Origin of the sequence: Jatrophihabitans sp., from assembly GCF_046262535.1 — a bacterium.
GTDB lineage: Bacteria > Actinomycetota > Actinomycetes > Mycobacteriales > Jatrophihabitantaceae > Jatrophihabitans.
The window spans coordinates 1-24,797 of sequence record NZ_JBHEMO010000009.1 but is presented as its reverse complement, the minus strand read 5'-3'; the positions used below and the strand labels follow the sequence as shown (position 1 = coordinate 24,797).

The window sequence follows — 24,797 nt, the reverse complement described above, 5'->3', positions numbered from 1 at the left end:
CCCGGGCATAGGGGAGCAGAGCCTCTCAGACGGGTACTAAGGTCCCTGGACGTGACCCGGGTCACCCGCCCGGCCGAATCGTTGGGAGGACCGATGGCGACTCCGCACCAGCCGGCGCAGGTTCCCACCACGCCGCAGCGACCACCCCGACTGCCGGCCGCGACCATGGTCGCGGTGGCCGTGTTGTTGATCATCCCCTGTCTCGCGCTGGCCCTGGTGCCGATCTACTCCCGCGAGACGCCCCGGTTGGGGGGCTGGCCGTTCTTCTACTGGTATCAGCTGCTGTGGGTTCTGCTCACGCCGCCCATGACGTACACGGCCTTCGTGTTGATCAAGCGCGCGCGGGGTGACCGGTGAGCCCCGTGGTGGCCGACGGTGGTGGCGTCAACGGCGTCGAGCTGACCGTCGTCCTCTTCTTCTTCATCGTCGTCTCGTTCGGCGGCTTCTTCGCGGCGCGGTGGCGACGGGGCGAATCGATGCACAGCCTGGACGAGTGGGGCCTCGGCGGCCGCGGTTTCGGCACGTGGGTGACGTGGTTCCTGCTCGGCGGGGACCTCTACACGGCATACACCTTCGTCGCGGTTCCCGCGGCGATGTTCGCGACCGGTGCCGTCAGCGGGTTCTTCGCCGTTCCGTACACGATCGTCGCCTATCCGATCGTGTTCGTCTTCCTGCCGCGGCTGTGGAGCGTCGCCCACCGGCACGGGTACGTCACCCCGGCCGACTTCGTCCGCGGCCGCTACGGCAGCCGTGGGCTGGCCACCGCGGTCGCGCTGACCGGGATTCTCGCGACGATGCCCTACATCGCCCTGCAGCTCGTCGGCATCCAGGCGGTGCTGGACACCATGGGCCTCGGCGGCTCGGGCAGCTGGTTCGTGAAGGACCTGCCGCTGATCATCGCGTTCGCGGTACTGGCCGCCTACACGTACTCCTCGGGCCTGCGGGCACCGGCGCTGATCGCATTCGTCAAGGACACGCTGATCTACATCGTCATCGTCGTCGCGATCATCTACGTCGGCGTCAAGATCGGGTTCAACGACATGTTCGGCGCCGCCAAGACCAAGATGACCACGCCCAACCCGAAGACCCACATCCCGCCCGGAACGTTCCTCACCACCGACAAGACCTACTGGGCGTACGCGACACTCGCGTTCGGATCGGCACTGGCCCTGTTCATGTACCCGCACTCGATCACGGCCGTTCTGTCCAGCCGCGGCCGCAACGTGATCCGGCGCAACACCGCAATCCTGCCGGCGTACTCGCTCATGCTGGCCCTGCTCGCGCTGCTCGGCTTCGCGGCCATCTACGAAGTCGGCAAGGGCAAGATGAACGTCTTCGGCCAGGACCACGTGGCCAACGCGCAGCTGGCGGTTCCACACTTCTTCGAGGCCGTCTTCCCGTCGTGGTTCGCCGGGGTCGCCTTCGCCGCAATCGCCATCGGCGCCCTGGTACCGGCTGCGATCATGTCGATCGCCGCGGCCAACCTGTTCACGCGCAACATCTATCGCGAGTTCATCAAACCGGATGCGACGCCCAAGCAGGAGTCGCAGGTGTCGAAAATCGTCTCTCTGGTGGTGAAGTTCGGCGCCCTGCTGTTCGTGTTGGGCCTCGACAAGCAGAACGCGCTGAACATGCAATTGCTCGGCGGTGTGTGGATCCTGCAAACCATCGTGTCGATCGTGGCCGGGCTGTACACCCGCTGGTTCCACCGCTGGGCGCTGTTGCTCGGCTGGGCCGCGGGCATGATCTACGGAACGGTCGAGGCGTACCGGCAGAAGGTTCCGGTGCTGACGACCAAGCTGGTGCACGGCAAGCCGGTCACCACAGCGCACGGCACCCGGCACTTCGGCTCCTCGCTCGCCGAGTTCCCGTTCACCCACACCAAGGTCTACATCGCCGCCGCGGCGCTGGTGATCAACGTCCTGGTCGCCGTCGTCGTCACGCTGATCCTGCGCGCGCTCAAGGTTCCCGACGGAGTGGACGAGACCGAACCCGGTGACTACCACGCCGACGAGACGTCGGAGCGGGTTGTCCGGACGACGAAGCGTGAGGTGGCCGGCGCTGAGCCAAGTGCCGCTGGATGATCGGTCAGGCGGTGGACGCGAGCGGCCGGGCGACGGTGATGATCTCGGGGCTGGCCGGCGTGAACAGGCAGCGGTCCCAGTTGCCGTAACGCTCGTCGACGGCGAAGCCGGCCGCGGTGAGCAGGTGGTCGAGGTGCTCGGCGCTGATGAAGCGCAGCGTCGAGCGGCTGATCATGGGATCGGCCATTCCGTCGACGGCGTAGGTCTCGGTGAACGTGACGAGATCGCCGTCGACCTGCTCGACCTCGTGCCACGCGCGGACTCGGCGTCCGTGCGGGTCGACGGCCTCGGTGATCTTGTCGGGCGTCCACTTTTCCCACGCCCGTGCTTGCGGGTTGCGGCTCTCGAAGGCGAAGTGCCCGCCGGGCACCAGCGCGCGCTGCACTGCACGCAGCAGCTCGAGCACGCTCGCGTCGTCGAGCAGCACTTGGAACGCGTGCCCGGTCATATAGACGAGGTCGAACTCGGCGGTGAACCCGGCCGCGGGCAGGTATCCCTCGACCCACTCGATGTCGCCGCGCCGGCGGCCCTGCGCCAGCATGCCGGCGGCCGGGTCGATCCCCACCAGCCTGCCGCGGTGGCCCGCGTCGCGGGCGGCGTGCAGCATCGTGCCGGTGCCGCAGCCGACGTCGAGCACGCGGTCGGCCGAGTGGACCAGGTTCAGGTAGAACTTCTCGTCGGCCCGCCCGTGGTTTTCGAAGATGTCGTAGAGCGAGGCGAGGTACTCGTCGGCGAAATGGGCATCAGGCATGTACCGATGCTTCCCCATTAGGGTGGACCGTGTTTCACATCGTCTTCGTCGAGCCACGGATTCCGCCCAACACAGGTAACGCCATCCGCACGGCGGCGATCACCGGCACCCACCTGCATCTGGTCGAACCGCTCGGCTTCACCATGACCGACGCTCAGGTGCGCCGCGCCGGCCTGGACTACCACGACATGGCCTCAGTGACCGTCCACGCCGGCCTCGACGAGCTGTGGAGTGCGGTGCTGCCGGCGTCGGTGTACGCGTTCACCGCGTCGGGCGACACCTCCTACGCCGACGTCGGTTACCGGCCGGGTGATGTACTGCTGTTCGGACCGGAGCCGACCGGCTTGGCCGACGACGTCCTTTCCGACCCGCACGTCACGGCCCGGGTGCGCATCCCGATGCTGGCCGGACGCCGGTCGATGAACCTTGCCAACGCGGCCGCGGTGGCGACCTACGAGGCCTGGCGCCAGCAGGGTTTCGCCGGGGCTTCCTGACAGCTCACACCGGCCCCAGGCGCACCGTGACGAGCAGTCCGCCGCCAGGATTGGCCCGCGCGTCGATCGCTCCGCCGTGGGCGGCAACGATGGAGCGCGCGATGGTCAGGCCCAGGCCCACTCCCCCACCGTGGTCGAGCCGTTCGCCACTCATCCGGCGGAACGGTTCGAACAGCCCGGCCACCTGGTTCGGCGCGACGAGCGGTCCGGTGTTGGCAACGCTGAACGCGCCGCTTTGCTCGACCGACACCGTCACCGTCCCCCCGGCATCGTTGTACTTGATCGCGTTGAAGATGAGGTTGCTGGCCAGGCGGTCGAGCAGCGGTTGCTCGCCGATCACGGTCGCCGGCGCCAGCGATGCGGTCAGTTCGACGTCGCGCTCCTTGGCGGCGCTGCGCAGCGTCTCCACCGCCTCGCCGACGATTGCGTCGAGCCGCAGCGGCGAGCTGGTCACCAGCCCGCGCTCGGTCTCGGCCAGCGTCAGCAGCCCGTCCACCAACTTCTCGTTGCGCTCGTTGGTGGCGAGCAGTTGGCGCGACAGGAGTTCGAGCTGCTCCGGCGTGAGCGCGGACGTCAGGCTCACCTCGATCAACGCGCGTTGCGTCGCCAGAGGCGTGCGCAATTCGTGCGAGGCGTTGGACGCGAACCGGCGTTGCGCCTCGTACCCCTCGGCGAGGCGGTCGAGCATCGCGTCGATCTCCTCGGACAGCCGCCGGGTCTCGTCATGCGGGCCGTTCGGGCGCAGCCGCAGACCGAGGCTCGTCGGGCCGAAGCGGCCGACCGTGTCGACGATGTCGCGGATGGGCAGGACGACCCAGCGCGCGATCAGCAAGGCGATGCCGACGATCAGCGCCGTGGCGAGGATCAATTCGATCCACGCCGTCGTCGCACTGAAGTCGGCGCACGAGTTGAAGTAGCTGCGCCACGACCCGTCGCAGCTGACGTAGCCGCTGCGGTAGTGCCGGATGATGTTGATGCCGGTGTAGGTCGCCCAGTCGAGATAGAAGTACCCCAGCGGCCAGCTGAGGAGCACGGCGATCACCGCTCGCCGGCGCGGAGTCAGGCGCACGGGGTCATTGTCCGAAGCGGTAGCCGACGCGCGGCACGGTGTGCAGGATCGCCGGTTGTCCGAGCTTGCGCCGCAGCGTCATGACGGCGACGCGGACCGCGTTGGTGAACGGATCGGCGTGCTCGTCCCACGCCTTCTCGAGCAAGTCCTCGGAGCTGACGACCTCACCGGCGGCGTGCATGAGGACCGACAGTACGGCGAACTCCTTCGGTGTCAGATCGAGGAGCCGGTCGTCGCGGAACGCGCGGTGCCGCGGAATGTCGAGCACGACGCCGCCGTGCTCGAGCACTGGCGGCGATCCCGTCGGCGGGCGCCGGGCCAGGGCCTGCACCCGCGCCGCGAGCTCGGCGAATGCGAACGGTTTGGTGAGGTAGTCGTCGGCGCCCAGGCCCAGCCCGTCGACGCGGTCGCGGATGCCGCTGGCCGCCGTCAGGATCAGGATGCGGGTGCCGAGTTCGGACTCGACCAGCCACCTGCACACCTGGTCGCCCGTGGCCTTGGGCATGTCCCGGTCGAGGACGGCCACGTCGTAGCGGTTGACGCCCAGCCGCTCGATGGCCGCCTCGCCGTCGTAACAGACGTCGACGGCCATGGCGAGCTTGCGCAGGCCGTCGGCGACGGTGTCGGCGAGCAGCCGCTCGTCGTCGGCGAGTAGGACACGCAAGGTTCAACAGCTCCCCGAGGTGGATGGTTCGGGTCTGAGAATCGCGTGCCCACCATAAGCCGCCGATAAAGGCGCGCCGAACGCCGGCGATAGCGGCCGGCCGCGAGGGTGGGCGCCGTGATCAGCACAGTCGCGCCGGCGCCCTTCGGGCCGGTCACCGTCCACGCCCCTTACCGGCGACGTCGTCGTTGGGCCTTCGTCCTCGTGGTGGTGCTGCTCGCGGCCGCCACGACCGTCGCGGCACGGTGGTATCTCACCAACGACTCCCGGCGGGACTACCTCGCGACGGACGGCTGGCCCGCTGTCGGGCAGGGCGCGTACCAGCTCGGCTCGCAGCGGCCCCGGGCGAGCGCGGATCAGACGCCGGCGCCGATCGCCAGCCTGGCCAAAGTGATGACGGCCTATATCGTGCTGCAGCACCTGTCGCTGCGCAGCGACGAGGACGGCCCGGACTTCGTCGTCAACGGCAGCGATGTTGCCGACACGGCGATGCGGCGATCGAGGGACGAGTCGACCGTCCGAGTGAGCGCCGGCGAGCGGTTGACCGAGCGGGACGCGCTCATGGCCGTGCTCCTGCCGTCGGCCAACAACGTGGCCGTGCTGCTCGCCCGAGCGATCAGCGGCAGCGTCGACCGCTTCGTCGTCGAGATGAACCGGACGGCCCATCTGTTCGGCATGTCGCACACGACCTACACCGACCCGAGCGGGTTCGACGACCGAACCGTGTCGACCGCCATCGACCAACTTCGGCTGGCGCAGGTTGCGGCGGCCCAGCCGGTGCTCGCGGAGATGATGAGCGTGCGCAGTTACCGGCTGCCCGTGGCCGGCACGGTGCACAACACCGACACCCTGCTCGGGCGCGACGGGTTCCTCGGCATGAAGACAGGGTCGGACGACGCCGCCGGCGGCTGCTTCATGTTCCGATCCCGGCGCATGGTGGACGGGCGCGCCGTGGAGCTGGTCGGGGTGGTGCTGGGCCAACAGGGGCGCCAGCTGATCACTGCCGGTCTGTACTCGGCCAAGCAGCTCGCCGACCGGGTGGCGCCGGCGGCGGCGCCGAGCTGAGCGCGCTCAGTCGGCGCGGTACTCCAGGCGGGCGGACTCGACCGAGATCTCGGTGATCCGCACGCTGATGCGCTCGCGCAGGCTCTGCGGGGCCTGGTCGCCACCGCAGCAGCGGGCGATCAGGGACCGGACGTCCTGCTCGATGCCGAACTGCTTCAGACAGGGTGCGCAACCGTCGAGGTGCTGGCGGATCCGGTTGCGCAGACCGTCGTCGGTCTCGTCGTCGAGATACAGATAGACGTCTCGGAGGACCTCGTCACAGTCGATCCCGCCGGGACCGAAACCCATCCCCGTCATTGGCCTGCCCTCGCTTCGCTCGCTCCGGCCACCGAAAGACTTCTGCGCCCATGATTCGCTCCGCAAGCGTCGCTCATGACTTCACCTCGGTCTTCACGAGGCCACGCTCGCGGGCGTAGTCGGCCAGCAGATTCTGCAGTTGTTTGCGTCCACGGTGCAGCCGCGACATGACCGTGCCGATCGGCGTTCCCATGATCTCGGCGATCTCCTTGTAGGCGAAACCCTCGACGTCGGCAAGGTAGACGGCCAGCCGGAAGTCCTCGGGCAGCGACTGCAGCGCGTCCTTGACGTCGGAGTCGGGCAGGTGGTCGAGCGCTTCCATCTCGGCCGAGCGCAGCCCGGACGACGTGTGCGACTCAGCGCGGGCGAGCTGCCAGTCCTCGACGTTCTCGTTGCCGGATTCCTGCGGCTGGCGCTGCTTCTTGCGGTAGTTGTTGATGAAGGTGTTCGTCAGAATGCGGTACAGCCAGGCCTTGAGGTTCGTGCCCTCGGTGAACTGGTGGAACGCGGCGAAGGCCTTGACGAAGGTCTCCTGCACCAGGTCCTCGGCGTCGGCCGGATTGCGGGTCATCCGCATGGCCGCGGCGTAGAGCTGGTCGAGGAACGGCAGCGCGTCGCGTTCGAAACGCGCGCGACGGGCCTCGACGGTCTCTTCCGACCGGCGAGTCTCAACCGTCTCGTCTGCCACCGTGCTCCTCCCCGAACCCGCAACGGGCTCCGGATTGGAGGGTATCGCGCCAGGCGCCAGACGCTTGATGGCGCCTGACGTGATGCGCGGGCGGATCGGTGCGGACACCGTCATGTGCAAGGGCTCCTGTTCAGGGGATTCTCGGGCAAAACCACGCCCGGGCCGGATCCATTCCGGATAGGTTGCCGGCGTGGCCACCGGAACGCCGGCGACGGCGCTGCTGACGAAATCGGGAGTCACCTTCGCGCTGCACCCGTACGACCATGACCCCCGCGCCCAGGCGTACGGGGACGAGGCGGCCCAGGCGCTCGGCATCGAGCCGGCGCGCATCTTCAAGACCCTCATCGCCGCAGTGGACGGGAAGCCCGCATGCGCCGTGGTGCCCGTGGCGGCGCGACTGGACCTGAAGGCGTTCGCGGCGGTGCTCGGTGGAAAGCGGGCCGAGCTCGCCGACCCGGCGGTGGCCGCACGGATCACCGGCTACGTCGTGGGTGGGATCTCGCCGGTCGGGCAGAAAGCCCGGCTGCGGGTCGTCGTCGACGAGTCGGCCGAGCTGTTCGAGACCGTCTACGTCTCGGCCGGCAAGCGCGGGCTGCAGATGGAACTCGGGCCGGACGATCTTGTCGCCGTCACCGGCGCGACGGTGGCCCCGATCTCCGCCTGACCGAGCCGTCTCACGGCCTTCTCACCTGGTGTGGTTGATTTCTCGACCCAAAATCAACCACACCAGGCGGGAAGGCCGTCGACTGGAGGCCGGTCAGCGCTGCTCGGGGTCCGGTCCCCAGGCGGCTCGGCCACCGTCGACCGGGATCACCGCACCGTTGATGAAACCGGAACCGGGCGAGAGCAGGAACGCGACCACATCGGCGACCTCCGAGACGGTGCCCACCCGGCCGAGCGGATGCAGCTGCGCCATCTGCCGCTCCACGTCAGCGGCCGCCGCCGAATCGAGCCCGGCGAGTAGGTCGGCGTACCGCTCGGTCGCGATGGAGCCGAGGGCCACCGCGTTGGCGCGGATACCGTCGGCGCCGTGGTCCACCGCGACAGCGCGGGTGAGGCCTTCGACCGCCGCCTTCGCCGTCGCGTACGGAAGCGCGCCGCGGACCGCCCGTTGCGCCTGGTGACTCGACACGTTCACGATCGCTCCGCCGTTACCCGCGCGGCGGAACCGGCCGACCGCCACGGCACAGCCGACGACCGCCGGCGCCAAATTCGCCTCGATGAGGGCCAGAACCTCGCCCGGCTCGGCATTGTCCAGCCGGGCGTCACGGAAGACGGCCGCGTTGTTCACCCATCCGCCCAGCGGGCCGAGCGACTCGGCTCTATCCGCGGCCGATTCGGCGGTGCCACTGTCGGCAGCGCTGCCGATCACCGCCGCGACCCGCGCCGCGCCCGGATGCTCGCCGATCCAGGCCAGCGCGTCCTCGTCCGTGTCGATGATGACGACCGCGCCGCCGTCGGCGAGCAGCCGCTCGGCGATGGCCCGGCCGACTCCGCGCGCGCCGCCGGTGATGACAAATGACGAGGCCATCCTCAGGCGAAATCCTCTTCGCGATACTCGCCGTCCGGCCGCGCGCCCGCCGCCTCGGCCTCAGCCGTGCGCAGCTCGACCCGGCGGATCTTTCCGCTGATCGTCTTGGGCAGCTCAGCGAACTGCAGCCGGCGGATGCGCTTGTAGGGCGACAGGTGTTCGCGGCAGTACGCCAGGATCTCCCCCGCGAGTTCCTTGCTCGGCACCTGGCTATCGACCAGCACCACGTACGCTTTCGGCACGGCCAACCGCAGTTCGTCCGGCGCCGGCACGACTGCCGCCTCGGCGACGGCCGGGTGCTCGATCAGGACGCTCTCCAGCTCGAACGGGCTGATCCGGTAGTCGCTGGCCTTGAACACGTCGTCGGCCCGCCCGACGTAGGTGATGTAGCCGTCGGGATCGCGGTTCGCGACGTCGCCGGTGTGGTACCGGCCGCCCGCGAACGCCGACGAGTTGCGCGAGTCGTCGTCGCGGTAGCCCACCATCAGGCCGACCGGGCGCTCCGGCTCGGTGACCACGCAGATCTCGCCCTCGTCGACGACGTCATCGGTGACCGGGTCGACGAGCGCGATCTCGAAACCGGGCATCGGGCGGCCCATCGATCCGAGCTTGATCGGCTGCCCGGGCGAGTTGCCGATCTGCAGCGACGTCTCCGTCTGCCCGAAGCCGTCGCGGATCGTGATCCCCCACGCCCGCTCGACCGATTCGATGACCTCCGGGTTCAGCGGCTCGCCGGCGCCGACCAGCTCCCGCAGCGAAAGGTCGTCCTTCCATGCGGCGAGGTCCTGCTGGACGAGCATCCGCCATACGGTCGGCGGCGCGCAGAACGTCGTCACCCGGGCGTCGCGCAACGTGTCGAGCATCGCCTTGGCGTCGAAGCGCTCGTAGTTGTACAGGCAGATGGTGGCGCCGGCGATCCACGGCGCGAACACGCATGACCACGCGTGCTTGGCCCAGCCCGGGCTGGACACGTTGAGGTGCAGATCGCCGGGCTGCAACCCGATCCAGTACATGGTCGAGAGGTGCCCGATCGGATAGCTGACGTGGGTGTGCTCGACGAGCTTGGGCAGCGACGTCGTCCCGGAGGTGAAGTAGAGCAGCAGCGGGTCGTCGGCCCGGGTGGGAGCGTCCGGAGTGAACGGCGCGTCGCTCACCACGCTGTCCGCATAACGCAGCCAACCCTCGACGGGCTCGCCCACCGCGATCCGGTGGTACGAACCGGCCACGGCCTCGAAACGCGGCGCGAGTTCCGATCGCGCGATTACCGCCCCGACCTGCCCGCGGTCGATGCGATCACGCAGGTCGGCCTCCGCCAGCAGTGTCGTGGCCGGGATGAGCACCGCGCCCAGCTTCATGGCCGCGAGCGTCGTCTCCCACAGCGCGACCTGGTTGCCGAGCAGCACGAGCAGGTGCATGCCCCGGCCGACCCCGACGCTGTGCAGCCAACCGGCGAGCTGATCGGACCGGGCCGACAGCTCGCCGAACGTGTAGCGCGCATCCGTGCCGTCGGCCTCGATGAGTCGCAGCGCCGTGCGGTCGGGATGCTCGGCAGCAAGTACCCCGTCGAACCAGTCCAGAGCGAAGTTGAAGTGGTCCGGTCGCGGCCAGCGGAAGCCGGCCCGGGCGGTCTCGTAGTCGGTTCGGTGCTGCTGGAGGAAGTCGCGGGCCGCGCGGAAGTCGTCGGTCGGCGTCATGATCCGACATTGGCATGACGGGCAACCGTTGTCACGAAGTCGGTGACGGCCCGGGAGACAGTCGCCAGCTCACGGCGCAGCGAGTGGTCGGCACCGGGGATGACGAGGACCTCCCGCAGCGGTCCGGCCGGCGGCATGCCGAACGGGTCGCGATCGCCCTGCACGACGAGTAGGGGGACGCCGGCCCCGTCGAGCTCGGGGAGTCGGGTCACGTCCGGGCGGCCTGGCGGGTGCAGCGGGTAGGCCAGCGCCACCACGGCAGTGGCACCCGACGCCGCCGCGGTGCGGCAGGCCACCCGCGCGCCGTTCGAGCGCCCGCCCACCACCAGCGGCAGGGTCGCGAGGCCTCGGCGCCGGCGGACGGCGGCCAGCGCCGCCAGCCAAGCCGCGTCCTGCACCGCCGGAGTCGGGGGTGCGCGGCGACCGGCAACGCGGTAAGGCTGCGTCAGCCGCACGACCGTGATGCCCGCCTTCAGTGCAGAGCCCCGGACGGCGTTGAGATCGGTCGAGGCGACGCCGCCGCCCGCCCCGTGGGTCAGCACGAGCAGCGCTATTGGTGTGCCCCCGGGCCGGTCGATCTCGGCGGTGGCCGGGCCCGACGGCGTCGGGATCTCGACATGCATCAGAAGAGCCGCTGTTCCTCGGGTTGCCGCTCGGCCCGCAGGACGAGTTCCGGGCCGTTGTTGTCCACCTTGTTCACCAGCGGCGCCACCGGCCGCAGTTCGAGGTGTTCGCCGCCGGCCTCGTCCCACGCGGTGAGCACGTCGGCCGGATCGTCGACGGCGGGGTCGAGCCACCGCGGCCAGGCCGCGCGCGGCAGCACCAGCGGCATCCGGTCGTGGATCTCGGCCAGCACGCCGATCGCCGGCGCCGTGATGATCGTGCAGGTCGTGATCGTCTGTCCCTGGTCGCCCCAGAACTCGTAGAGTCCGGCGAACGCGATGGAGTGCCCGTCGGACGGCGTCATGTACATCGGCTGCTTGCGGCCGTCGACGGCCTGCCACTCGTACCAGCCGTCGGCCGGCACGAGGCAGCGGCGCTTGGCGTAGGCGCGACGGAACGCGTTCGTGGTCGACACGCTCTCGACCCGCGCGTTGAACATCCGTCCCTGCGTCTTGCGGTCCTTGGCCCACGACGGGATGAGGCCCCACGAGACCACGCGCAGCTGGCGCGTCGGCGTCGCCGCAGCCTTGCCGCTCTCATCGCGCAGCGGCCGGTTGACGATCGCCCGCACCGGCTTGGTCGGGGCGACGTTGTAATCGGGCGCCTCCCAGTCCCCGTTCGTGGCATCGATCGCGTCGAATTCCTCGGTGAGGTCCTCGTCGGAGCGGACGGAGACGTAGCGGCCGCACATGCCCTCGACCCTAGGCGGTGCTTCGGACAGGACGGGGAACGCCCATCGGATTGGGATACGGGATCACGCCCGAGTCGACGACCGGCCCCGCCAGTCGCTCGAGCAGCGCGTCCAGCTCCCGCCGCTCGTCGGCGGACAGCGTCGCGAACCCGCGTTCCGCGCCGCGATCCGTCGCTTCCTCGATCGCCTGCCGACCGGCCGCACCGACCTCCGTCAGCTCGTTGCCAGCCAGCCAACCACGCTCGGTCAGCCGGCGCGCGGCCGCCGACCACTCCTCGTCGGTCCATCCGCGGTTGGACTGCAGCGCGTCCACCGGAGCGCCGCCCGCCGCTGCATGCGACACGAGCGCCTCGCAGCCATCAAGCCCGGCGGCCGTGAGGGCGGCGACGTGGCCGTCGCCGCGGTGCTCTCGCAGCACCGTGCACCCATGCCAGACGGCAAGATGAGGGTGCTCAGGCCAGGGCAGCGCCGCGTTGGCAGCGAACAGGACCCGTCCGGCGGGAGGCGCGCCGGCCACGGCCCGGCGCAGCAACTCACCGGTCCGCGCCAACGCCGGATCGTCGATGTCCCAGAACGAACGCAATGCGCGGTCCACCCCCTCGAGTCGGGCCCTCAGGACCGACCACGGATCGGCCGTCCGCCAGATCCCGGGCACCCCGCGCGCAACCATCGCCGGCGCGAACCCGAACAGCACCGCGGTCGCCGGAGCCGCATCGACTGCGCCAAGGGGGCACAGCCGGCCGGCGAAGTACCCGCGCCAAAAGCCACGTAGTCCGAGAGACTCGGTGGCTGCGCGCGCGTGTGGCGCGAAGTAGGTCAGGGCGTGGACGGGCTCGAGCAGGGTCCACGACCGGCGCGCCGGATGCACCGGTCCACGATGCCGCACGTCTACTCGGTGCGGCATCTGCGGCAGACTGTCGGCATGCACAGCTGGGCGGCCCCGCGGGCGAGCGGACCCGTGCGCGCGAGCGTGCCGCTTCCCGGTTCCAAGTCGCTCACCAACCGGTTGCTGCTGCTCGCGGCGCTGGCCGACGGGCCGTCCCGGCTGATCGCCCCACTGCAGGCGCGTGACACCCGGTTGATGACCGGTGCCCTCCAGACGTTGGGTGTCGACGTCGCCGGCGACGGCCCGGACTGGGTCGTCACTCCCGGTCCCCTGCATGGGGGCCACGTCGACACCGGCCTGGCCGGAACGGTCATGCGTTTCGTTCCGCCGGTGGCCGCGCTGGCCGACGGACCGGTGGTCTTCGACGGCGACGAGTACGCCCGGCAGCGCCCGATGGCCACGCTTCTGGACGGCCTGCGACAGGCCGGGGTCGAGGTCGACGACGGCGACCGCGGCCGGATGCCGTTCACCGTGCTCGGCCGCGGCGCGGTGACCGGCGGCGCGGTACAGATCGACGCATCGGCGTCGTCGCAGTTCGTGTCCGGCCTGTTGCTCGCCGGCGCCCGCTACGACAAGGGCCTCGAGGTGACCCACACCGGCGGTGAGCAGGTGCCGTCCCAGCCGCACATCGAGATGACCCTCTTCGTCCTGCGCGAGGCCGGCGTGGAAGCGGGCGAGATCGCGCCTGGCGTCTGGCGCGTCGCGCCCGGCCGGGTGGCGGCCGCCGACCGAGTGGTGGAGCCGGACCTGTCCAACGCCGCTCCCTTCCTCGCCGCCGCCCTCGTGACAGCCGGGACGGTCCAGGTCCCGCACTGGCCCGCGGTTACTACCCAGGCCGGCGCCGCCCTTCCCCGCCTGCTCGGTGCCATGGGCGCCGAAGTCACCTATGACGGCACGACGCTGACGGTGACGGGCAGCGAAACGGTCGTCGGACTCGACGCCGACCTTCACGACGTCGGCGAGCTCGCGCCCACGCTCGCCGTGATCGCCGCACTCGCCGAGTCGCCGTCCTCACTGCGCGGGATCGGTCATCTGCGCGGGCACGAGACCGACCGGCTGGCCGCGCTGAGCACCGAGCTGTCCCGCCTGGGGGGCGACGTCACCGAACATGCCGACGGCCTGACAATCACCCCGCGCCGGCTGCACGGCGGCGAGTGGCGCGCCTACGCCGACCACCGGATGGCCACCGCCGGCGCCGTCCTGGGACTGGTGATCGACGGCGTCTCCGTCGACGACATCGACTGCACGACCAAGACCCTGCCCGACTTCCCGCGCATGTGGTCCGCGCTGCTGGACAGCTGACCTTGGCGCGCGGACGGGAGTTGGACGAGGACGACGTCCGCTCCCGCGCGAACCCGCGTGGCACCCGGCCGAGGTCGAAGCAGCGGCCCGCGCACGACGACGCCGAGACGGGGATGGTGTTCTCGGTCGACCGCGGCCGGTACGGCGTCATGATCGACGGCGCCGAGGTCACCGCGATGAAGGCCCGCGAGCTGGGTCGCACGTCGATGGTCATCGGCGATCGGGTCGGTGTCGTCGGCGACCTGTCGGGGGCGCACGACACCCTCGCGCGGATCGTGCGCGTCGACGAGCGGGACACCGTCCTGCGCCGCACCGCCGACGACAACGATCCGCACGAGCGGGTGATCGTCGCCAACGCCGACCAGTTGCTGATCGTGTCCGCCCTCGCCGACCCGGAACCGTCCTTCGGCTTCATCGACCGGTGTCTCGTCGCGGCACTCGCGGCCGGCGTCGAGCCGATCCTGTGCCTGACCAAATCCGATCTCGCTTCGCCCGAGCCCGTCTTCGAGCGGTACGAGGCACTCTCGATTCCAGCCGTCGTGACGCAGCGGGGCGGCCCGTTGGACGAGGTCCGTTCGCACCTCACCGGCCACATCACCGTATTCGTCGGGCATTCCGGGGTCGGCAAGTCGACGCTGATCAACGCGCTGGTGCCGACGGCCTACCGGGCGACCGGCGTGGTCAGCGCCATCGGCAAGGGCCGCCACACGTCGTCGTCGGCGGTGGCGCTGCGGCTACCGGACGACGAGGGCTGGGTCGTCGATACGCCGGGCGTGCGGTCCTTCGGGCTGGCCCACGTCACGGCCGATGACCTGCTGTGGGCCTTTCCCGATCTCGAGGACGGCGCCGTGCAGTGCCTGCCCGGCTGCGAGCACGGCGCCGGCGAGGTGGGCTGCCACCTCGATCAATGGGTCGCCGAGGGGCACTCGACGCCGGCCCGGCTGGCCGCCTTCCGGCAGCTGCTCGTCAGCCGCTGACCCCGTAGCGGGGCGGGGGCGCATGCACGCCGCCGACGTGCACCGGACCGCGGCGATCGCGCAACGCGCCGCCACCGGCCGACGACCGGCCGGCCACGATCTCGGCGACGATGGAGATCGCGATCTCGGCCGGTGTGTGGGCGTCGATGTCCAACCCGGCCGGCCCGTGGATCCGGTCCTGGTCGGCCTCGCTCACCCCGAAGTCGGTGAGCCAGTCCCGACGGGCAGCTTGGGTGCGCCGTGACCCGAGCGCGCCCACGTAACCAGCCCCGCCGTCGAGCGCGGCGGCCAGCGCGGGGCCGTCCACGTCCCGGTCGTGACTCAGCACCACGAAGGCATCGCTGGCGTGCAGGTCCCTCGCCACAGCGACCGCCGCATCGGCATCGGGCACCACCTGCACCGACCAGCCCAGCAGCGCTCCGGCGCCCTCCAGCGCCTCCGCGATGAGCCCCTCACCCACCACCGCCAGCCTCGGGACGGGCCAGTACGCGACAGCGACGGTGCGTGGATCACCTTCGACCACGGTGACCGCGGTCGTCCCCCGGCCGAACAGGCGCGGCACCGGGTCGGCGTAGCCGTAGGCGTCGCGGATGCTGGCCGGCGTCAGCAGCGTCGTCGTGCCGAGTGCGGCCGGCGCCCCCGAGCCCACCGGCGTCACGAGACAGACGGGTTCGCGGTTCTCCAGCCGGTCCCACAGTTCGCGCGGGTACTCGGCCGCCGGCCGGACGAGAAGGGTCGCCGTCCCACCGCAGGCCAGCCCCGCCGCCAGTGCATCCGCTTCGGAGATCTCGACGTCGACCAGGCCGGAACCCCGGATGGCGCTCGGGGCGAGCGGGGCGTCCAGTCGCCCGACCGACTCCTGGCCCGTCCACGCAATCGCCGCGCCAGGCGTCCGGGAGCTGAATCCGCGCGTGGCGATCACCGTGGCGAGGTCGACCGCGCGCCCGTCGTCGAGCCATTTCCGTACCTGTGCGGCGATGTCGTACACCGCGCCATCGTCCCCCGAAATGCGTTGCGCCGCGATTAGGCTCGGACGAGTGCCCATGGCGTTGCAGAGCATGAACCGTTTTCCGGTGAAGTCGTGCCGCGGGCAATCGCTGCAGCAGGCGACCGTCGAGCCGTGGGGGCTGGCCGGCGACCGCCGCTGGATGGTCGTCGACGAGGACGGCGTCTGCGTGACCGCCCGCGAACACCCCAGGATGCTTCTCGTCACCGCCGAGCTGCGCGACGACGGCGGTCTGGAACTCAGCAGCCCCGACCTGCCGGCCCTGTCCGTGGACGTGCCGGACCCGGCCCGGACGGTCGACGTCAAGGTATTCACCATTCCCGTCGTCGGAGTGGCCGCCGCGGCCGAGGCCCACGCCTGGTTCAGCAAGCTTGCGGGCGAGCCGGTCCGGCTCGTGCACCTGCACGACCCGACCGGTCGGCACCCCAATCCGCGCCTCACCCGGCCCACCGACCTGGTGTCGTTCGCCGACGCCTACCCCCTGCTCGCCGCCACCACCGCCTCGCTGTCTGCCGTCAACGACTGGATCGCCGAAGGCCCGCTCGCCGACGAGGGCCCGCTGCCGATGACCCGCTTCCGGCCCAACCTGGTGATCGACGGGGCCGGGCCGTGGGAGGAGGACGGCTGGCGCCGGGTACGGATCGGTCCGGCGCTGTTTCGCGCGGTGAAGGGTTGCGATCGGTGTGCGATGACGCTGACCGACCCGGACACGGCGACCAAGGGGAAGGAGCCGATCGCCACGCTCGCGCGGCACCGCAAGTGGGACGGCGCCACCTGGTTCGGCATGCAGCTCGTCCCCGACAACCCCGGCGTAACGATCTCGGTCGGTGACCAGGTCGAGATCCTCGAAGCGGTACCCGCACCCGACGGGCCGCCCCGGTGACCGAGTTCCGCGTGCGGCCGATCGGCCGGGTGTCGAGCGAGCTCGCTTCGCGCGCCGACGCGCCGCGGCAGGGCGACGAGGGCGCGCCCGATGCGGCCCTGCTGATCGACCCGGAGGCCAGCGCGGGACTCGCCGGCCTGGCGGTCGGTGACGAGTTGATCGTCCTGACGTGGCTGCACGAGGCGGACCGCGCGGCGCTCTCGGTGCACCCGCGCGGCGACCGCGACCGGCCGGCGCAGGGCGTGTTCACCACCCGGTCGCCCGACCGCCCCAACCCGGTGGGTCTGCACCGGGTGCGCGTCCTCGCCATCGACGGCGCGTCGGTCCGGGTGAGTGGCCTGGAAGCGATCGACGGCACGCCGATCATCGACCTCAAACCCGTGCTCGGCGCGATCGACGAACGGTGACCGTCAGCCGATCGGTGAGGCCCTGCCGCCAGCAGATCAGCTCGGGCCACAGCTGAGGCAGCTTCATGGATGCCGGAAAGGCCGCTCAGCCCTGCCGACCCAGCCACTCGCCCATGATGCCGACGGCCTGCTCGATCTCGTCGCCGTCCCCGGCGAAGCACATGCGGACGAAATGTCCGCCCTCGCCGGGATCGAAGTCCACGCCGGGGGCCACGGCCACACCGGCCTCGTCGAGCAGCCGCGCCGAGAAGGCGAGGGAATCGTCGGTCCACCGCGACACGTCGGCATAGATGTAGAACGCACCGTCGGCCGGAGCAAGCCGGTCGAGACCGATAGCGGGCAGCAGTTCGAGCAGCCGTCGCCGGTTGTCGGCGTACCGCGCGACGTTGGCGTCGAGTTCGTCGTAGGCGTCGAACGCCGCGACGGCGGCGAGCTGGGACAGCGCCGGGGGGCAGATCGTGAAGTTGCCCGCCAGCCGGTCGATCGGGTCGAGCAGATCGTCGGGCACGAGTAGCCACCCGATCCGCCAGCCGGTCATCGAGAAGTACTTCGAGAAGGAGTTGACGACGATCGAATTGCGCCCGTACGACCACGCGCTGCTGGCCGGCGTGCCGAAGGTGATGCCGTGATAGATCTCGTCACTGACCAGCCGGGTGCCATGCGCGTCGCACCACGCCACCAGAGCCGCCAGCTCCTCGGGCACGACCATCGTCCCCGTCGGATTCGCTGGGCTCGCGATGACCAACCCGGCCGGCGGCTCGTCCAGTGCATCCAACTGCGCGGTCGTCGGCTGGAACCGCGTCTGCGGGCCGCAGGGCAGTTCGACCACCCGGCAACCGAGGGCCGACAGCATGTTGCGGTACGCCGGATATCCCGGCCGGGCCATCGCGACCGAGTCGCCGGCGTCGAAGACCGACAGGAAGGTGTAGAGGAAGCCGCCGGACGAGCCGGTCGTGACTGCGACGTTGGCCGGGTCGACGTCGAAGCCGACGCGCTCTCGGTAGTGCCGGGCGATCGCTTCGCGAAGTGGCGGGATGCCGAGGGCGTTGGTGTACCCGATGCGATCGGTGTCGATCGCGCGCTGGGCGGCGGCACGGACCGACGTCGGCGCCGGCGTCGACGGCTGGCCGGCCGACAGGTCGATGACGAAAAGTCCTGCGGCCCGGCGCGCGACCACGGCATCGATCACACGCATGACGTGGAAGGGCGGCACGCCGCCGCGCTGGGCGAGGCGGAAGCGGGCGTTCGTCGCGGCTGGCGGCTCAGACATCGACCGGGCCGCCGATCCGCCAGTACTCGCCGGCCGCACGATCGAGCAGCCCGGCGTCGACGAGGTACCGGCGCAGGGCGGCGACGTCGTTCCCGAAGTCGGCGAGTTCCACGTTCACTTGCTCCTCGGAGTAGCGGCGCCCCGGCTCGAAGCGCTGGACCAGATGCTCGAGCACGATCTGCCGCTTGCGACCCCCGCGCGGCATGGCCGTCAGGCGGCCGTCACACAGGTAGGAGCGCAGGACCTTCTCGATCTCGGCGGTCGTCGGCGGCTCGGACACGGTCCGACGGTAGCCTGCCGAGGTGCCCGACTATGCCGCCGATCTCGACCTCGCACAGCGGATCGCCGCAGCCGCCGACGCCATCACCACCGAGCGGTTCGGCGCCAGCGACCTCGTCGTCGAGGCGAAGCCGGACCTCACGCCGGTCACCGACGCCGACACGGCCGTCGAACGCACGGTGCGCGACATGCTGTCGGCCGAGCGCCCGGCCGACGCGGTCTCCGGCGAGGAGTTCGGCGCGGCCGGTTCCGGACCCCGCCGCTGGGTGGTCGACCCGATCGACGGCACCAAGAACTTCGTCCGTGGTGTGCCGGTCTGGGCGACCCTGATCGCGCTACTGGACGGCGACGAGCCGGTCGTCGGCGTCGTCTCGGCGCCGGCCCTGGGACGCCGGTGGTGGGCGGCCCGCGGTACGGGCGCATGGGTCCAGGTCGGAACGGCGAGTCCGCGGCGATTGTCGGTGTCGCGCGTCGCGGCCCTCGAGGACGCCAGCCTGTCCTACGCCTCGGTCTCCGGCTGGACCGCGCTCGGATTGCGCGAGCCGTTCGTCGCTCTGACCGAGCGCGTCTGGCGGTCCCGCGCCTACGGCGACTTCTGGTCGTACATGCTGCTCGCCGAGGGTGCCGTCGACCTGGCGGTCGAGCCCGAGCTGTCGCTCTGGGACATGGCCGCGCTCGCGCCGGTCGTCACCGAGGCCGGTGGGCGGTTCACCGGGCTCAACGGCGTCGACGGTGTGCACGAGGGGAACGTCGCCGCGACCAACGGCCTGCTTCACGACGCGCTGCTCGCGGCCCTCACGACGTAGCGGTCACGGCAGCAGCAGGCAGCTGTCGCCGAACTCGTGCCAGAGGTAGCGCGCCCGCAGCGCCTCGGTGTACGCGCGGTCGACCAGGCCGGCACCGGCCACCGCCTCGAGCAGGTCCAGATGGGACGCGCCCGGAGCGTGCCAGCCGGTGATCAACCCGCCGACCACCGTCGCCGGACGTTGCGGGCCGAGCACCAGTCCGGTCCAGCCCGAGAGCGCGCGCACGACGCCGCCGCCGTCGACGGCCGACTCGAGTGCCCGGGTCACCGTCGTCCCCACGGCAATGACGCGTCCACCCCAGGCTCGGGTCATGTTCACGGCGCGGGCGGTCGTCTCCGGAACCGCGAATCGCTCAGGCTGGGGCGGTTCACCGGCCTCCTGGGACGACACACCGGTGTGCAGCGTTATCGGGCTGATGCCGATCCCCCGGCTGACCAGTTCCGTCACCAGCTCGGCGGTGAACGGCCGGCCGGCGCTCGGCATCTCCGCGCTGCCCGGCTCGCGGGCGAACACCGTTTGGTAGTCCGTCAACGGCAGTGGCGCCGAGACGTACGAGTACCGGATCGGCCGGCCGTGCCGGGCCAGATACGCGGGCACGCCGCCCTCGACGCCGATGCGCGCCTCCCAGAGCCGCCGCTGGCCGGGCGGGTACGGCGCCAGGAGCACCAGCCGCACCCCGTCGGGCAGCCCGATCTCCTCGCCCGGGCAGGCGTCGGCGACCGGTCCGGTGGCCTCGCCGGCCGGGCGGACCTCGACGACCCAACCGCCGTCGTCCAGCGCGGTCGCGAAGTGGACGGTGGCGGCCCGGCCGTCCGGCCGAAGCCCGTCCACCGCGGCGGCGAGCGTGCCCGAGGTGTTGATGACGATCAGGTCGCCGGGCGAGAGGAAGTCACCGAGTTGGGCGAATCGCGCGTGCTCGATCCCGCCGGGCGACGCCACTAGCAGACGGACCCCGTCGCGAACGGTCGGCGGCCCAGGTGCCTCGAGGCCGCGCGGCAGGTCGAAGGTCTTCACGGCGTCACCGCCGTAGCGGCCCAGTCCGCGGCACGGTAGCGACCGGACGCCGGCCGCCCGTCGAGCAGGCGCAGCAGGGCGGGCACGACGGTCTCCGGCCCGGGACGGTCGCTGATGTCCTCGCTGGGGAACGCCGCCTGGTGCATGTCGGTGCGCATGTCGCCGGGATCGACGGCGTACACCCGCAGGTCCGGTTCCTCGACGGCGAGGACCGCGCTCGCATGGTCGAGGGCGGCCTTGGCCGACCCGTACCCGCCCCAGCCGGGATAGGCCTCGACGGCGGCGTCGGAGCTGATGTTGAGCACAACTCCGTCCGCGGATCGGAGCGGAGGCAGCAGCAGTTGCACCAGGCCGAGCGGCGCCACCACGTCGGTCTCATACACGGCGCGCAGCGCGTCCAGGGGGTACCGGCTCAACGACGGCATGGGACTGGGCCCGAGGTCGCTCGCGTTGTTCACCAGCAGGTCCAGGCGCCCGGCGTCCCGTACTGCCGCGGCGAGCGCGTTGCGGTGGAGCGCGTCGATGACGTCACCCCGAATGGCGACGACGGACGGAAGGTCGGCCGCGGTGGCGCTCAAGGCGGCCGAGCTGCGGGCATCGATGACCAGGTGCCAGCCGCGCTCGGACAGCGCACGGGCCAGGGCTCGGCCCAGCCCCTTCGAGGCGCCGGTGATCAAAGCTGTTGGTTGCGTTGTCTTCGTCATGCGACCATGGTTATAGCTAAAGTCAACTTCAAGTCAAGGAGACGTCGCATTGCGCACGATCGACCTGCTCACAGTCAGCGAAGTCGCCGACCGGAGCGGTTTCGCACCGTCGGCGCTCCGGTTCTACGAACGCGAAGGCCTCATCCACGCGACACGCACGACGGGCAACCAACGCCGCTACGAGCGCAACGTCCTGCGGCGGCTCGCCTTCATCCGCGCGGCCCGCAACGTCGGGCTGAGCCTCGACGAGGTTGCGGCCGCGCTGGCCACGCTGCCCGACCGGCGGACCCCTACCCGTGCGGACTGGGCCCGGTTGTCCCGGACCTGGCGCACCCGCCTGGACGACCAGATCGCCGCCCTCGAGCGGCTGCGCGACGGCCTCGACTCCTGCATCGGCTGCGGATGCCTGTCGCTCAAGAAGTGCGCAATGCAGAATCCGGGCGACCTGGCGGCCCACCGCGGGCGGGGCGCGGTCTACCTACCCGCTCCCCTACGGCCGCCGGCCTAGGGCTCCACGACAAGCGTGCCGGTCGGCGGCTTGTCCCCCATCCTCGCCAGGGCGCCGTCGGCGCCGGCCAACTCGTCCAGGCCGATCCGTCCGGTGACGAGTACGCCGGGCTGCAGGCGACCGGACGCGATGTCGGCAAGCATCACCGGGTAGTCCGCGGCCGCCATCCCGTGGCTGCCGTAGATCTCCAGCTCGGCGGCGATCACCCGGTTCATCGGCAGGGCTGCTGTGGCATCCGCGCCCGCCAGAAGACCGACCTGGACGTGGCGGCCGCGCGGACGCAAGGACGCGAGCGATGCCTGAGCGACGCCCGCGCTCCCCAGCGCGTCGATGCCCACGTGCGCGCCGCCCCCAGTGATCCAGCGAATCCGTTCGACCGGGTCGGTGGCCGACGAGTCGACCAGCTCGCGGGCGCCGCACCGGGCCGCCAGCTCCAACGCCGCGCGGGAGACATCCACGGCGATCACCCGCGCTCCATAGGCGGCCGCGATCATCGTCGCCGACAGGCCGACCCCGCCGCAGCCGAAGACCGCCACCCAGTCGCCGGGACGGGCCCGTGCATGTGCCATCACCGTCCGGTAGGACGTGGCGAACCGGCAGCCGAGACCCGCCGCTGTGACGAAGTCCAGCTCGTCGGGCAGCGACACCAGGTTGAAGTCGGCGCGCGGGATCGCAACGCGCTCGGCGAACGAGCCCCACGCGGTGAAGCCGGGCTGGAACTGGTCGCTGCACACCTGCGGCGCGCCGGCGCGACACGTCGCGCACACGCCGCAGGCGCAGACGAACGGCACGGTGACCCGCTGCCCCGCACGGGCGTGGGTTACGTTGGCGCCCACCTCGACCACGACGCCGGCGAGCTCGTGCCCGGGCACGTGTGGCAGCCGAATCTCGGGATCGTGACCGATCCAGCCGTGCCAGTCGCTGCGGCACAACCCCGTCGCGCGCACGTCGATCACGACGCCGTCGGCCGGGCACGTCGGCTCCGGCACGTCACGCACCTGCGGCGGTGCGCCGAACGCGTCGACCACCACCGCGCGCATGTCAGGAGGCCAGGCCCTCGACGACCTCGGCACCGGACAGCTCGGCCAGCGCCGCCGAGGGCAGCGCGATCTTCGAGCGCCGCATGCCGCTACCGATCACCACCACGTCGCGCGCGAGCACGGCGGAATCGATCAGGATCGGCCACGCCGCCGGCAGACCGATCGGTGTGATGCCGCCGAACTCCATGCCGGACAGGGTGACCGCGTCCTCCATCGGCGCGAAGGACGCCTTGCGGGCGTCCAGCCGCTTGCGTACCACGCCGTTGACGTCGGCCCTGGTCGTCGCGAGGACGACGCACGCGGCGTAGCGGGTGATCTCGCCGCGCCGGCCCGCGATCACCACGCAGTTGGCCGAGTCCTCCATGGCTACGCCGTACTGCTCGCAGAAGGCGGCCGTGTCGGCCAGTGACGGGTCGATGGGCGCGGCCAGCACGTCCGTGCGTCCCCACGCGGCGAGCGCGGACGCCACTGGCGCCGCGACGAGATGATCAGCCGCTGCCGTCCAGTCGAGGGTCCCGGGTCCGGTCACGCACCCGACCGTACTGTGAAGGCCATGGACACCGACGCGACGGTCCACAAGATCCTCTCCGGCTACGACACGATCACTGTCGTCGGCGCCAGCAATGCGCCGGCCAAGCCCGCCCACTACGTGCCCGAGCACATGCAGCAGCGCGGGTGGCGCATCGTGCCGGTCAATCCGCGCGGCGGGATCATCCTCGGCGAGACGGCCTACGCGACGCTCGCCGACGCGCCGCCACCGGGGCTGGTGAACCTGTTCCGCCCGTCCGGCCACACCCCGGACTTCGCCCGGCAAGCGGTCGCGACCGGCGCGAGCGCCCTATGGTTGCAACTGCACATCGAGTCCGAAGAGGCGCGGCGGATCGCGGAGGAGGCGGGTCTGTTGTACGTCGAGAACAGGTGCCTGTTGGTCGAGCAGCGTCGACTGGGCCTCGACGCGCCGCGGTTCTGAGGTCGGCGTGGACCTCGCCTCCGCTCAGGCGTTCATCCGCGAGAACCACAACGCCGTCATGGCAACCTTCCGCAAGGACGGCCGGCCGTCGCTGTCGCCCGTCACCGCCGGACTGGACGCCGAGGGCCGGGTCATCATCAGCACGCGGGAAACAGCGATGAAGGTGAAGCACCTGCGCCGGGACCCGCGGGTGTCGGTCATGGTCTTCACCCAGCGCTTCTACGGCGAGTTCGTGCAGGTCGAGGGCACCGCCGAGATCGTTGCGCTGCCCGACGCCATGGACCTGCTCATCGACTACTACCGCGGCATAAGCGGCGAGCATCCGGACTGGGACGACTACCGCGCCGCGATGGAGCGCGACCAACGCGTGATCGTGCGGTTCGCGATGGAACGGGTCGGTCCGACGGTCAGCGGCTGACTGCGCCTGCGCGCCTGCTCGCGCGACCAGAACGACTCCATCCCGACCGCCGCGACCGGCCGCTCGAACTGGTCGGCGATCTCGTCGATGGCGTCCGGCCGACCGAGCGAGCGGACCCACGCGTCGTTGGTCACGTACGGCCATCGATCGTCACCTCTCGTCGGCGACTGCAGTGCGTTCACGATCGCGAACCGTCGTTACCGACCGGTTTCCGCAGCCCGACCGGCGTGCTACGTCTTGCGCACGATCTCGGACATGCAGGGCTGCAGGCGATGATTGACCCCCGTTTCCGTCGGTGATCCGACGTAATATCGAACTCATGAACGGCGTGATCGATTCGGTACTAGGGGTCGATCCGCGCCAACTCTCCCACGACGAGCGGTTGGACCTCCTCGAACAGCTCGAGCACGCGCGGTCGGCGATCGACGCCCAGGCCCAAATCACGTTGGCCGTGCTGGCCGGCGACGGCGATGCCGATCACCGGGCCAATGAGTGGGTGCGTGAAGAGGTCGCCTGCGTCTTGTCGCTCGCGCCGGCCACCGCGGCCGCACGGCTGCGGGACGCCGTCGCGCTGGTCGGGCGCCTACCGCAGACCCTCGACCGCTTGACCGACGGGTCGATCACCTTCATGCACGC

At 70.9% G+C, this 24,797-nt stretch carries 31 protein-coding genes; 14 read left to right on the top strand and 17 right to left on the bottom strand.

The genetic code is table 11. The annotated features are described in order from the left end of the window. The first annotated feature begins 93 nt into the window (after nt 1-93). Nucleotides 94-357, top strand: a complete 264-nt coding sequence (locus ABR571_RS01250) for a DUF3311 domain-containing protein (RefSeq protein ID WP_409451363.1) — start codon at nt 94-96, stop codon at nt 355-357. 5 nt (nt 358-362) lie between these two features. After that, on the top strand, nt 363-2,084 hold the full coding sequence (mctP, locus tag ABR571_RS01245; RefSeq protein ID WP_409451380.1) for a monocarboxylate uptake permease MctP: 1,722 nt from the start codon (nt 363-365) through the stop codon (nt 2,082-2,084). Nucleotides 2,085-2,088: 4 nt separating this feature from the next. Here mctP and ABR571_RS01240 read toward each other — a convergent pair whose 3' ends face one another. Then, nucleotides 2,089-2,835, bottom strand: coding sequence for a class I SAM-dependent methyltransferase (locus tag ABR571_RS01240; protein ID WP_409451362.1), 747 nt, complete (start codon nt 2,833-2,835; stop codon nt 2,089-2,091). Nucleotides 2,836-2,864: 29 nt separating this feature from the next. On the opposite strand from ABR571_RS01240, the gene ABR571_RS01235 reads away from it, so the two are divergent. Beyond that, nucleotides 2,865-3,329 carry a tRNA (cytidine(34)-2'-O)-methyltransferase gene (locus tag ABR571_RS01235; RefSeq protein WP_409451361.1) on the top strand — a complete coding sequence of 155 codons (465 nt, stop codon included), beginning with the start codon at nt 2,865-2,867 and terminating at the stop codon, nt 3,327-3,329. A 4-nt stretch (nt 3,330-3,333) separates the two neighbouring features. On the opposite strand, the gene ABR571_RS01230 is transcribed toward ABR571_RS01235, so the two are convergent. Both ABR571_RS01230 and ABR571_RS01225 read right to left on the bottom strand, forming a co-directional pair. After that, a complete protein-coding gene (locus ABR571_RS01230; protein ID WP_409451360.1) occupies nt 3,334-4,398 on the bottom strand; it encodes a sensor histidine kinase in 1,065 nt (354 codons plus the stop codon). 4 nt (nt 4,399-4,402) lie between these two features. Beyond that, nucleotides 4,403-5,062, bottom strand: a complete 660-nt coding sequence (locus tag ABR571_RS01225; RefSeq protein WP_409451359.1) for a response regulator transcription factor — start codon at nt 5,060-5,062, stop codon at nt 4,403-4,405. A 117-nt stretch (nt 5,063-5,179) separates the two neighbouring features. On the opposite strand from ABR571_RS01225, the gene ABR571_RS01220 reads away from it, so the two are divergent. Continuing rightward, entirely contained in the window at nt 5,180-6,127 is a 948-nt protein-coding gene (locus ABR571_RS01220) for a D-alanyl-D-alanine carboxypeptidase family protein (RefSeq protein WP_409451358.1), read from the top strand. Between the two features lie 6 nt (nt 6,128-6,133). Here ABR571_RS01220 and rsrA read toward each other — a convergent pair whose 3' ends face one another. After that, the gene (rsrA, locus tag ABR571_RS01215; RefSeq protein WP_409451357.1) at nt 6,134-6,415 is read right to left on the bottom strand and encodes a mycothiol system anti-sigma-R factor; all 282 of its coding nucleotides are present in this window, start codon (nt 6,413-6,415) and stop codon (nt 6,134-6,136) included. A gap of 82 nt (nt 6,416-6,497) precedes the next feature. Then, the gene (locus ABR571_RS01210; RefSeq protein ID WP_409451356.1) at nt 6,498-7,226 is read right to left on the bottom strand and encodes a sigma-70 family RNA polymerase sigma factor; all 729 of its coding nucleotides are present in this window, start codon (nt 7,224-7,226) and stop codon (nt 6,498-6,500) included. A 76-nt stretch (nt 7,227-7,302) separates the two neighbouring features. On the opposite strand from ABR571_RS01210, the gene ybaK reads away from it, so the two are divergent. Beyond that, the gene (gene ybaK, locus ABR571_RS01205) at nt 7,303-7,776 is read left to right on the top strand and encodes a Cys-tRNA(Pro) deacylase (RefSeq protein WP_409451355.1); all 474 of its coding nucleotides are present in this window, start codon (nt 7,303-7,305) and stop codon (nt 7,774-7,776) included. Nucleotides 7,777-7,869: 93 nt separating this feature from the next. On the opposite strand, the gene ABR571_RS01200 is transcribed toward ybaK, so the two are convergent. The 5 genes from ABR571_RS01200 to ABR571_RS01180 are packed head-to-tail and all read right to left on the bottom strand — an operon-like array spanning nt 7,870 to nt 12,595. After that, nucleotides 7,870-8,643 carry an SDR family NAD(P)-dependent oxidoreductase gene (locus ABR571_RS01200; RefSeq protein ID WP_409451354.1) on the bottom strand — a complete coding sequence of 258 codons (774 nt, stop codon included), beginning with the start codon at nt 8,641-8,643 and terminating at the stop codon, nt 7,870-7,872. 2 nt (nt 8,644-8,645) lie between these two features. After that, complete coding sequence (locus ABR571_RS01195; protein ID WP_409451353.1) at nt 8,646-10,337, bottom strand: AMP-binding protein; 1,692 nt, start codon at nt 10,335-10,337, stop codon at nt 8,646-8,648. Continuing rightward, nucleotides 10,334-10,960: an alpha/beta family hydrolase gene (locus ABR571_RS01190; RefSeq protein WP_409451352.1), complete on the bottom strand. Its 627-nt coding sequence runs from the start codon at nt 10,958-10,960 to the stop codon at nt 10,334-10,336. Before ABR571_RS01190 ends, ABR571_RS01195 begins: the two co-directional genes overlap by 4 nt. After that, nucleotides 10,960-11,691: an SOS response-associated peptidase gene (locus ABR571_RS01185; RefSeq protein WP_409451351.1), complete on the bottom strand. Its 732-nt coding sequence runs from the start codon at nt 11,689-11,691 to the stop codon at nt 10,960-10,962. The genes ABR571_RS01190 and ABR571_RS01185 overlap by 1 nt, the downstream gene beginning before the upstream one ends. A gap of 10 nt (nt 11,692-11,701) precedes the next feature. Continuing rightward, on the bottom strand, nt 11,702-12,595 hold the full coding sequence (locus ABR571_RS01180) for an SCO6745 family protein (RefSeq protein WP_409451350.1): 894 nt from the start codon (nt 12,593-12,595) through the stop codon (nt 11,702-11,704). A gap of 18 nt (nt 12,596-12,613) precedes the next feature. Between ABR571_RS01180 and aroA the strand changes: the two genes are divergently transcribed. Continuing rightward, a complete protein-coding gene (aroA, locus tag ABR571_RS01175; RefSeq protein WP_409451349.1) occupies nt 12,614-13,879 on the top strand; it encodes a 3-phosphoshikimate 1-carboxyvinyltransferase in 1,266 nt (421 codons plus the stop codon). Further along, nucleotides 13,876-14,856, top strand: a complete 981-nt coding sequence (gene rsgA, locus ABR571_RS01170) for a ribosome small subunit-dependent GTPase A (RefSeq protein ID WP_409451379.1) — start codon at nt 13,876-13,878, stop codon at nt 14,854-14,856. The genes aroA and rsgA overlap by 4 nt, the downstream gene beginning before the upstream one ends. Here the strand turns inward: rsgA and ABR571_RS01165 are convergent. Beyond that, nucleotides 14,846-15,844 (bottom strand): XdhC family protein, encoded by a 999-nt coding sequence (locus ABR571_RS01165; RefSeq protein WP_409451348.1) that lies wholly within the window; start codon nt 15,842-15,844, stop codon nt 14,846-14,848. The two genes, rsgA and ABR571_RS01165, sit on opposite strands and share 11 nt — an antisense overlap. Nucleotides 15,845-15,899: 55 nt before the next feature. Here ABR571_RS01165 and ABR571_RS01160 point away from each other — a divergent pair, with 55 nt between their 5' ends. Both ABR571_RS01160 and tsaA read left to right on the top strand, forming a co-directional pair. Further along, nucleotides 15,900-16,745 (top strand): MOSC domain-containing protein, encoded by an 846-nt coding sequence (locus ABR571_RS01160; protein WP_409451347.1) that lies wholly within the window; start codon nt 15,900-15,902, stop codon nt 16,743-16,745. Beyond that, nucleotides 16,742-17,152, top strand: coding sequence for a tRNA (N6-threonylcarbamoyladenosine(37)-N6)-methyltransferase TrmO (tsaA, locus tag ABR571_RS01155; RefSeq protein WP_409451346.1), 411 nt, complete (start codon nt 16,742-16,744; stop codon nt 17,150-17,152). Before ABR571_RS01160 ends, tsaA begins: the two co-directional genes overlap by 4 nt. An 85-nt stretch (nt 17,153-17,237) precedes the next feature. On the opposite strand, the gene ABR571_RS01150 is transcribed toward tsaA, so the two are convergent. Both ABR571_RS01150 and ABR571_RS01145 read right to left on the bottom strand, forming a co-directional pair. Further along, on the bottom strand, nt 17,238-18,422 hold the full coding sequence (locus ABR571_RS01150) for a pyridoxal phosphate-dependent aminotransferase (protein ID WP_409451345.1): 1,185 nt from the start codon (nt 18,420-18,422) through the stop codon (nt 17,238-17,240). Continuing rightward, the gene (locus ABR571_RS01145) at nt 18,415-18,702 is read right to left on the bottom strand and encodes a DUF2087 domain-containing protein (RefSeq protein WP_409451344.1); all 288 of its coding nucleotides are present in this window, start codon (nt 18,700-18,702) and stop codon (nt 18,415-18,417) included. The genes ABR571_RS01150 and ABR571_RS01145 overlap by 8 nt, the downstream gene beginning before the upstream one ends. A 22-nt stretch (nt 18,703-18,724) precedes the next feature. Between ABR571_RS01145 and hisN the strand changes: the two genes are divergently transcribed. Further along, on the top strand, nt 18,725-19,507 hold the full coding sequence (hisN, locus tag ABR571_RS01140) for a histidinol-phosphatase (protein WP_409451343.1): 783 nt from the start codon (nt 18,725-18,727) through the stop codon (nt 19,505-19,507). A gap of 3 nt (nt 19,508-19,510) precedes the next feature. Here hisN and ABR571_RS01135 read toward each other — a convergent pair whose 3' ends face one another. Continuing rightward, nucleotides 19,511-20,521, bottom strand: coding sequence for an S-adenosylmethionine:tRNA ribosyltransferase-isomerase (locus ABR571_RS01135; RefSeq protein WP_409451342.1), 1,011 nt, complete (start codon nt 20,519-20,521; stop codon nt 19,511-19,513). Further along, nucleotides 20,518-21,225 (bottom strand): SDR family NAD(P)-dependent oxidoreductase, encoded by a 708-nt coding sequence (locus ABR571_RS01130; protein ID WP_409451341.1) that lies wholly within the window; start codon nt 21,223-21,225, stop codon nt 20,518-20,520. The genes ABR571_RS01135 and ABR571_RS01130 overlap by 4 nt, the downstream gene beginning before the upstream one ends. Before the next feature lie 49 nt (nt 21,226-21,274). Here ABR571_RS01130 and soxR point away from each other — a divergent pair, with 49 nt between their 5' ends. Beyond that, nucleotides 21,275-21,733 (top strand): redox-sensitive transcriptional activator SoxR, encoded by a 459-nt coding sequence (soxR, locus tag ABR571_RS01125; protein WP_409451340.1) that lies wholly within the window; start codon nt 21,275-21,277, stop codon nt 21,731-21,733. On the opposite strand, the gene ABR571_RS01120 is transcribed toward soxR, so the two are convergent. Both ABR571_RS01120 and ABR571_RS01115 read right to left on the bottom strand, forming a co-directional pair. After that, on the bottom strand, nt 21,730-22,773 hold the full coding sequence (locus ABR571_RS01120) for a zinc-dependent alcohol dehydrogenase family protein (protein ID WP_409451339.1): 1,044 nt from the start codon (nt 22,771-22,773) through the stop codon (nt 21,730-21,732). The two genes, soxR and ABR571_RS01120, sit on opposite strands and share 4 nt — an antisense overlap. 1 nt (nt 22,774) lies before the next feature. Continuing rightward, nucleotides 22,775-23,302: a YbaK/EbsC family protein gene (locus ABR571_RS01115; protein WP_409451338.1), complete on the bottom strand. Its 528-nt coding sequence runs from the start codon at nt 23,300-23,302 to the stop codon at nt 22,775-22,777. 24 nt (nt 23,303-23,326) lie between these two features. On the opposite strand from ABR571_RS01115, the gene ABR571_RS01110 reads away from it, so the two are divergent. From ABR571_RS01110 to ABR571_RS01100, 3 genes are all read left to right on the top strand, one after another. Further along, on the top strand, nt 23,327-23,743 hold the full coding sequence (locus tag ABR571_RS01110) for a CoA-binding protein (RefSeq protein WP_409451337.1): 417 nt from the start codon (nt 23,327-23,329) through the stop codon (nt 23,741-23,743). Nucleotides 23,744-23,750: 7 nt separating this feature from the next. Next, nucleotides 23,751-24,161, top strand: coding sequence for a PPOX class F420-dependent oxidoreductase (locus ABR571_RS01105; protein ID WP_409451336.1), 411 nt, complete (start codon nt 23,751-23,753; stop codon nt 24,159-24,161). Nucleotides 24,162-24,480: 319 nt separating this feature from the next. Next, a partial coding sequence (locus tag ABR571_RS01100) for a DUF222 domain-containing protein (RefSeq protein ID WP_409451335.1) occupies nt 24,481-24,797 on the top strand: 317 nt, incomplete at its 3' end.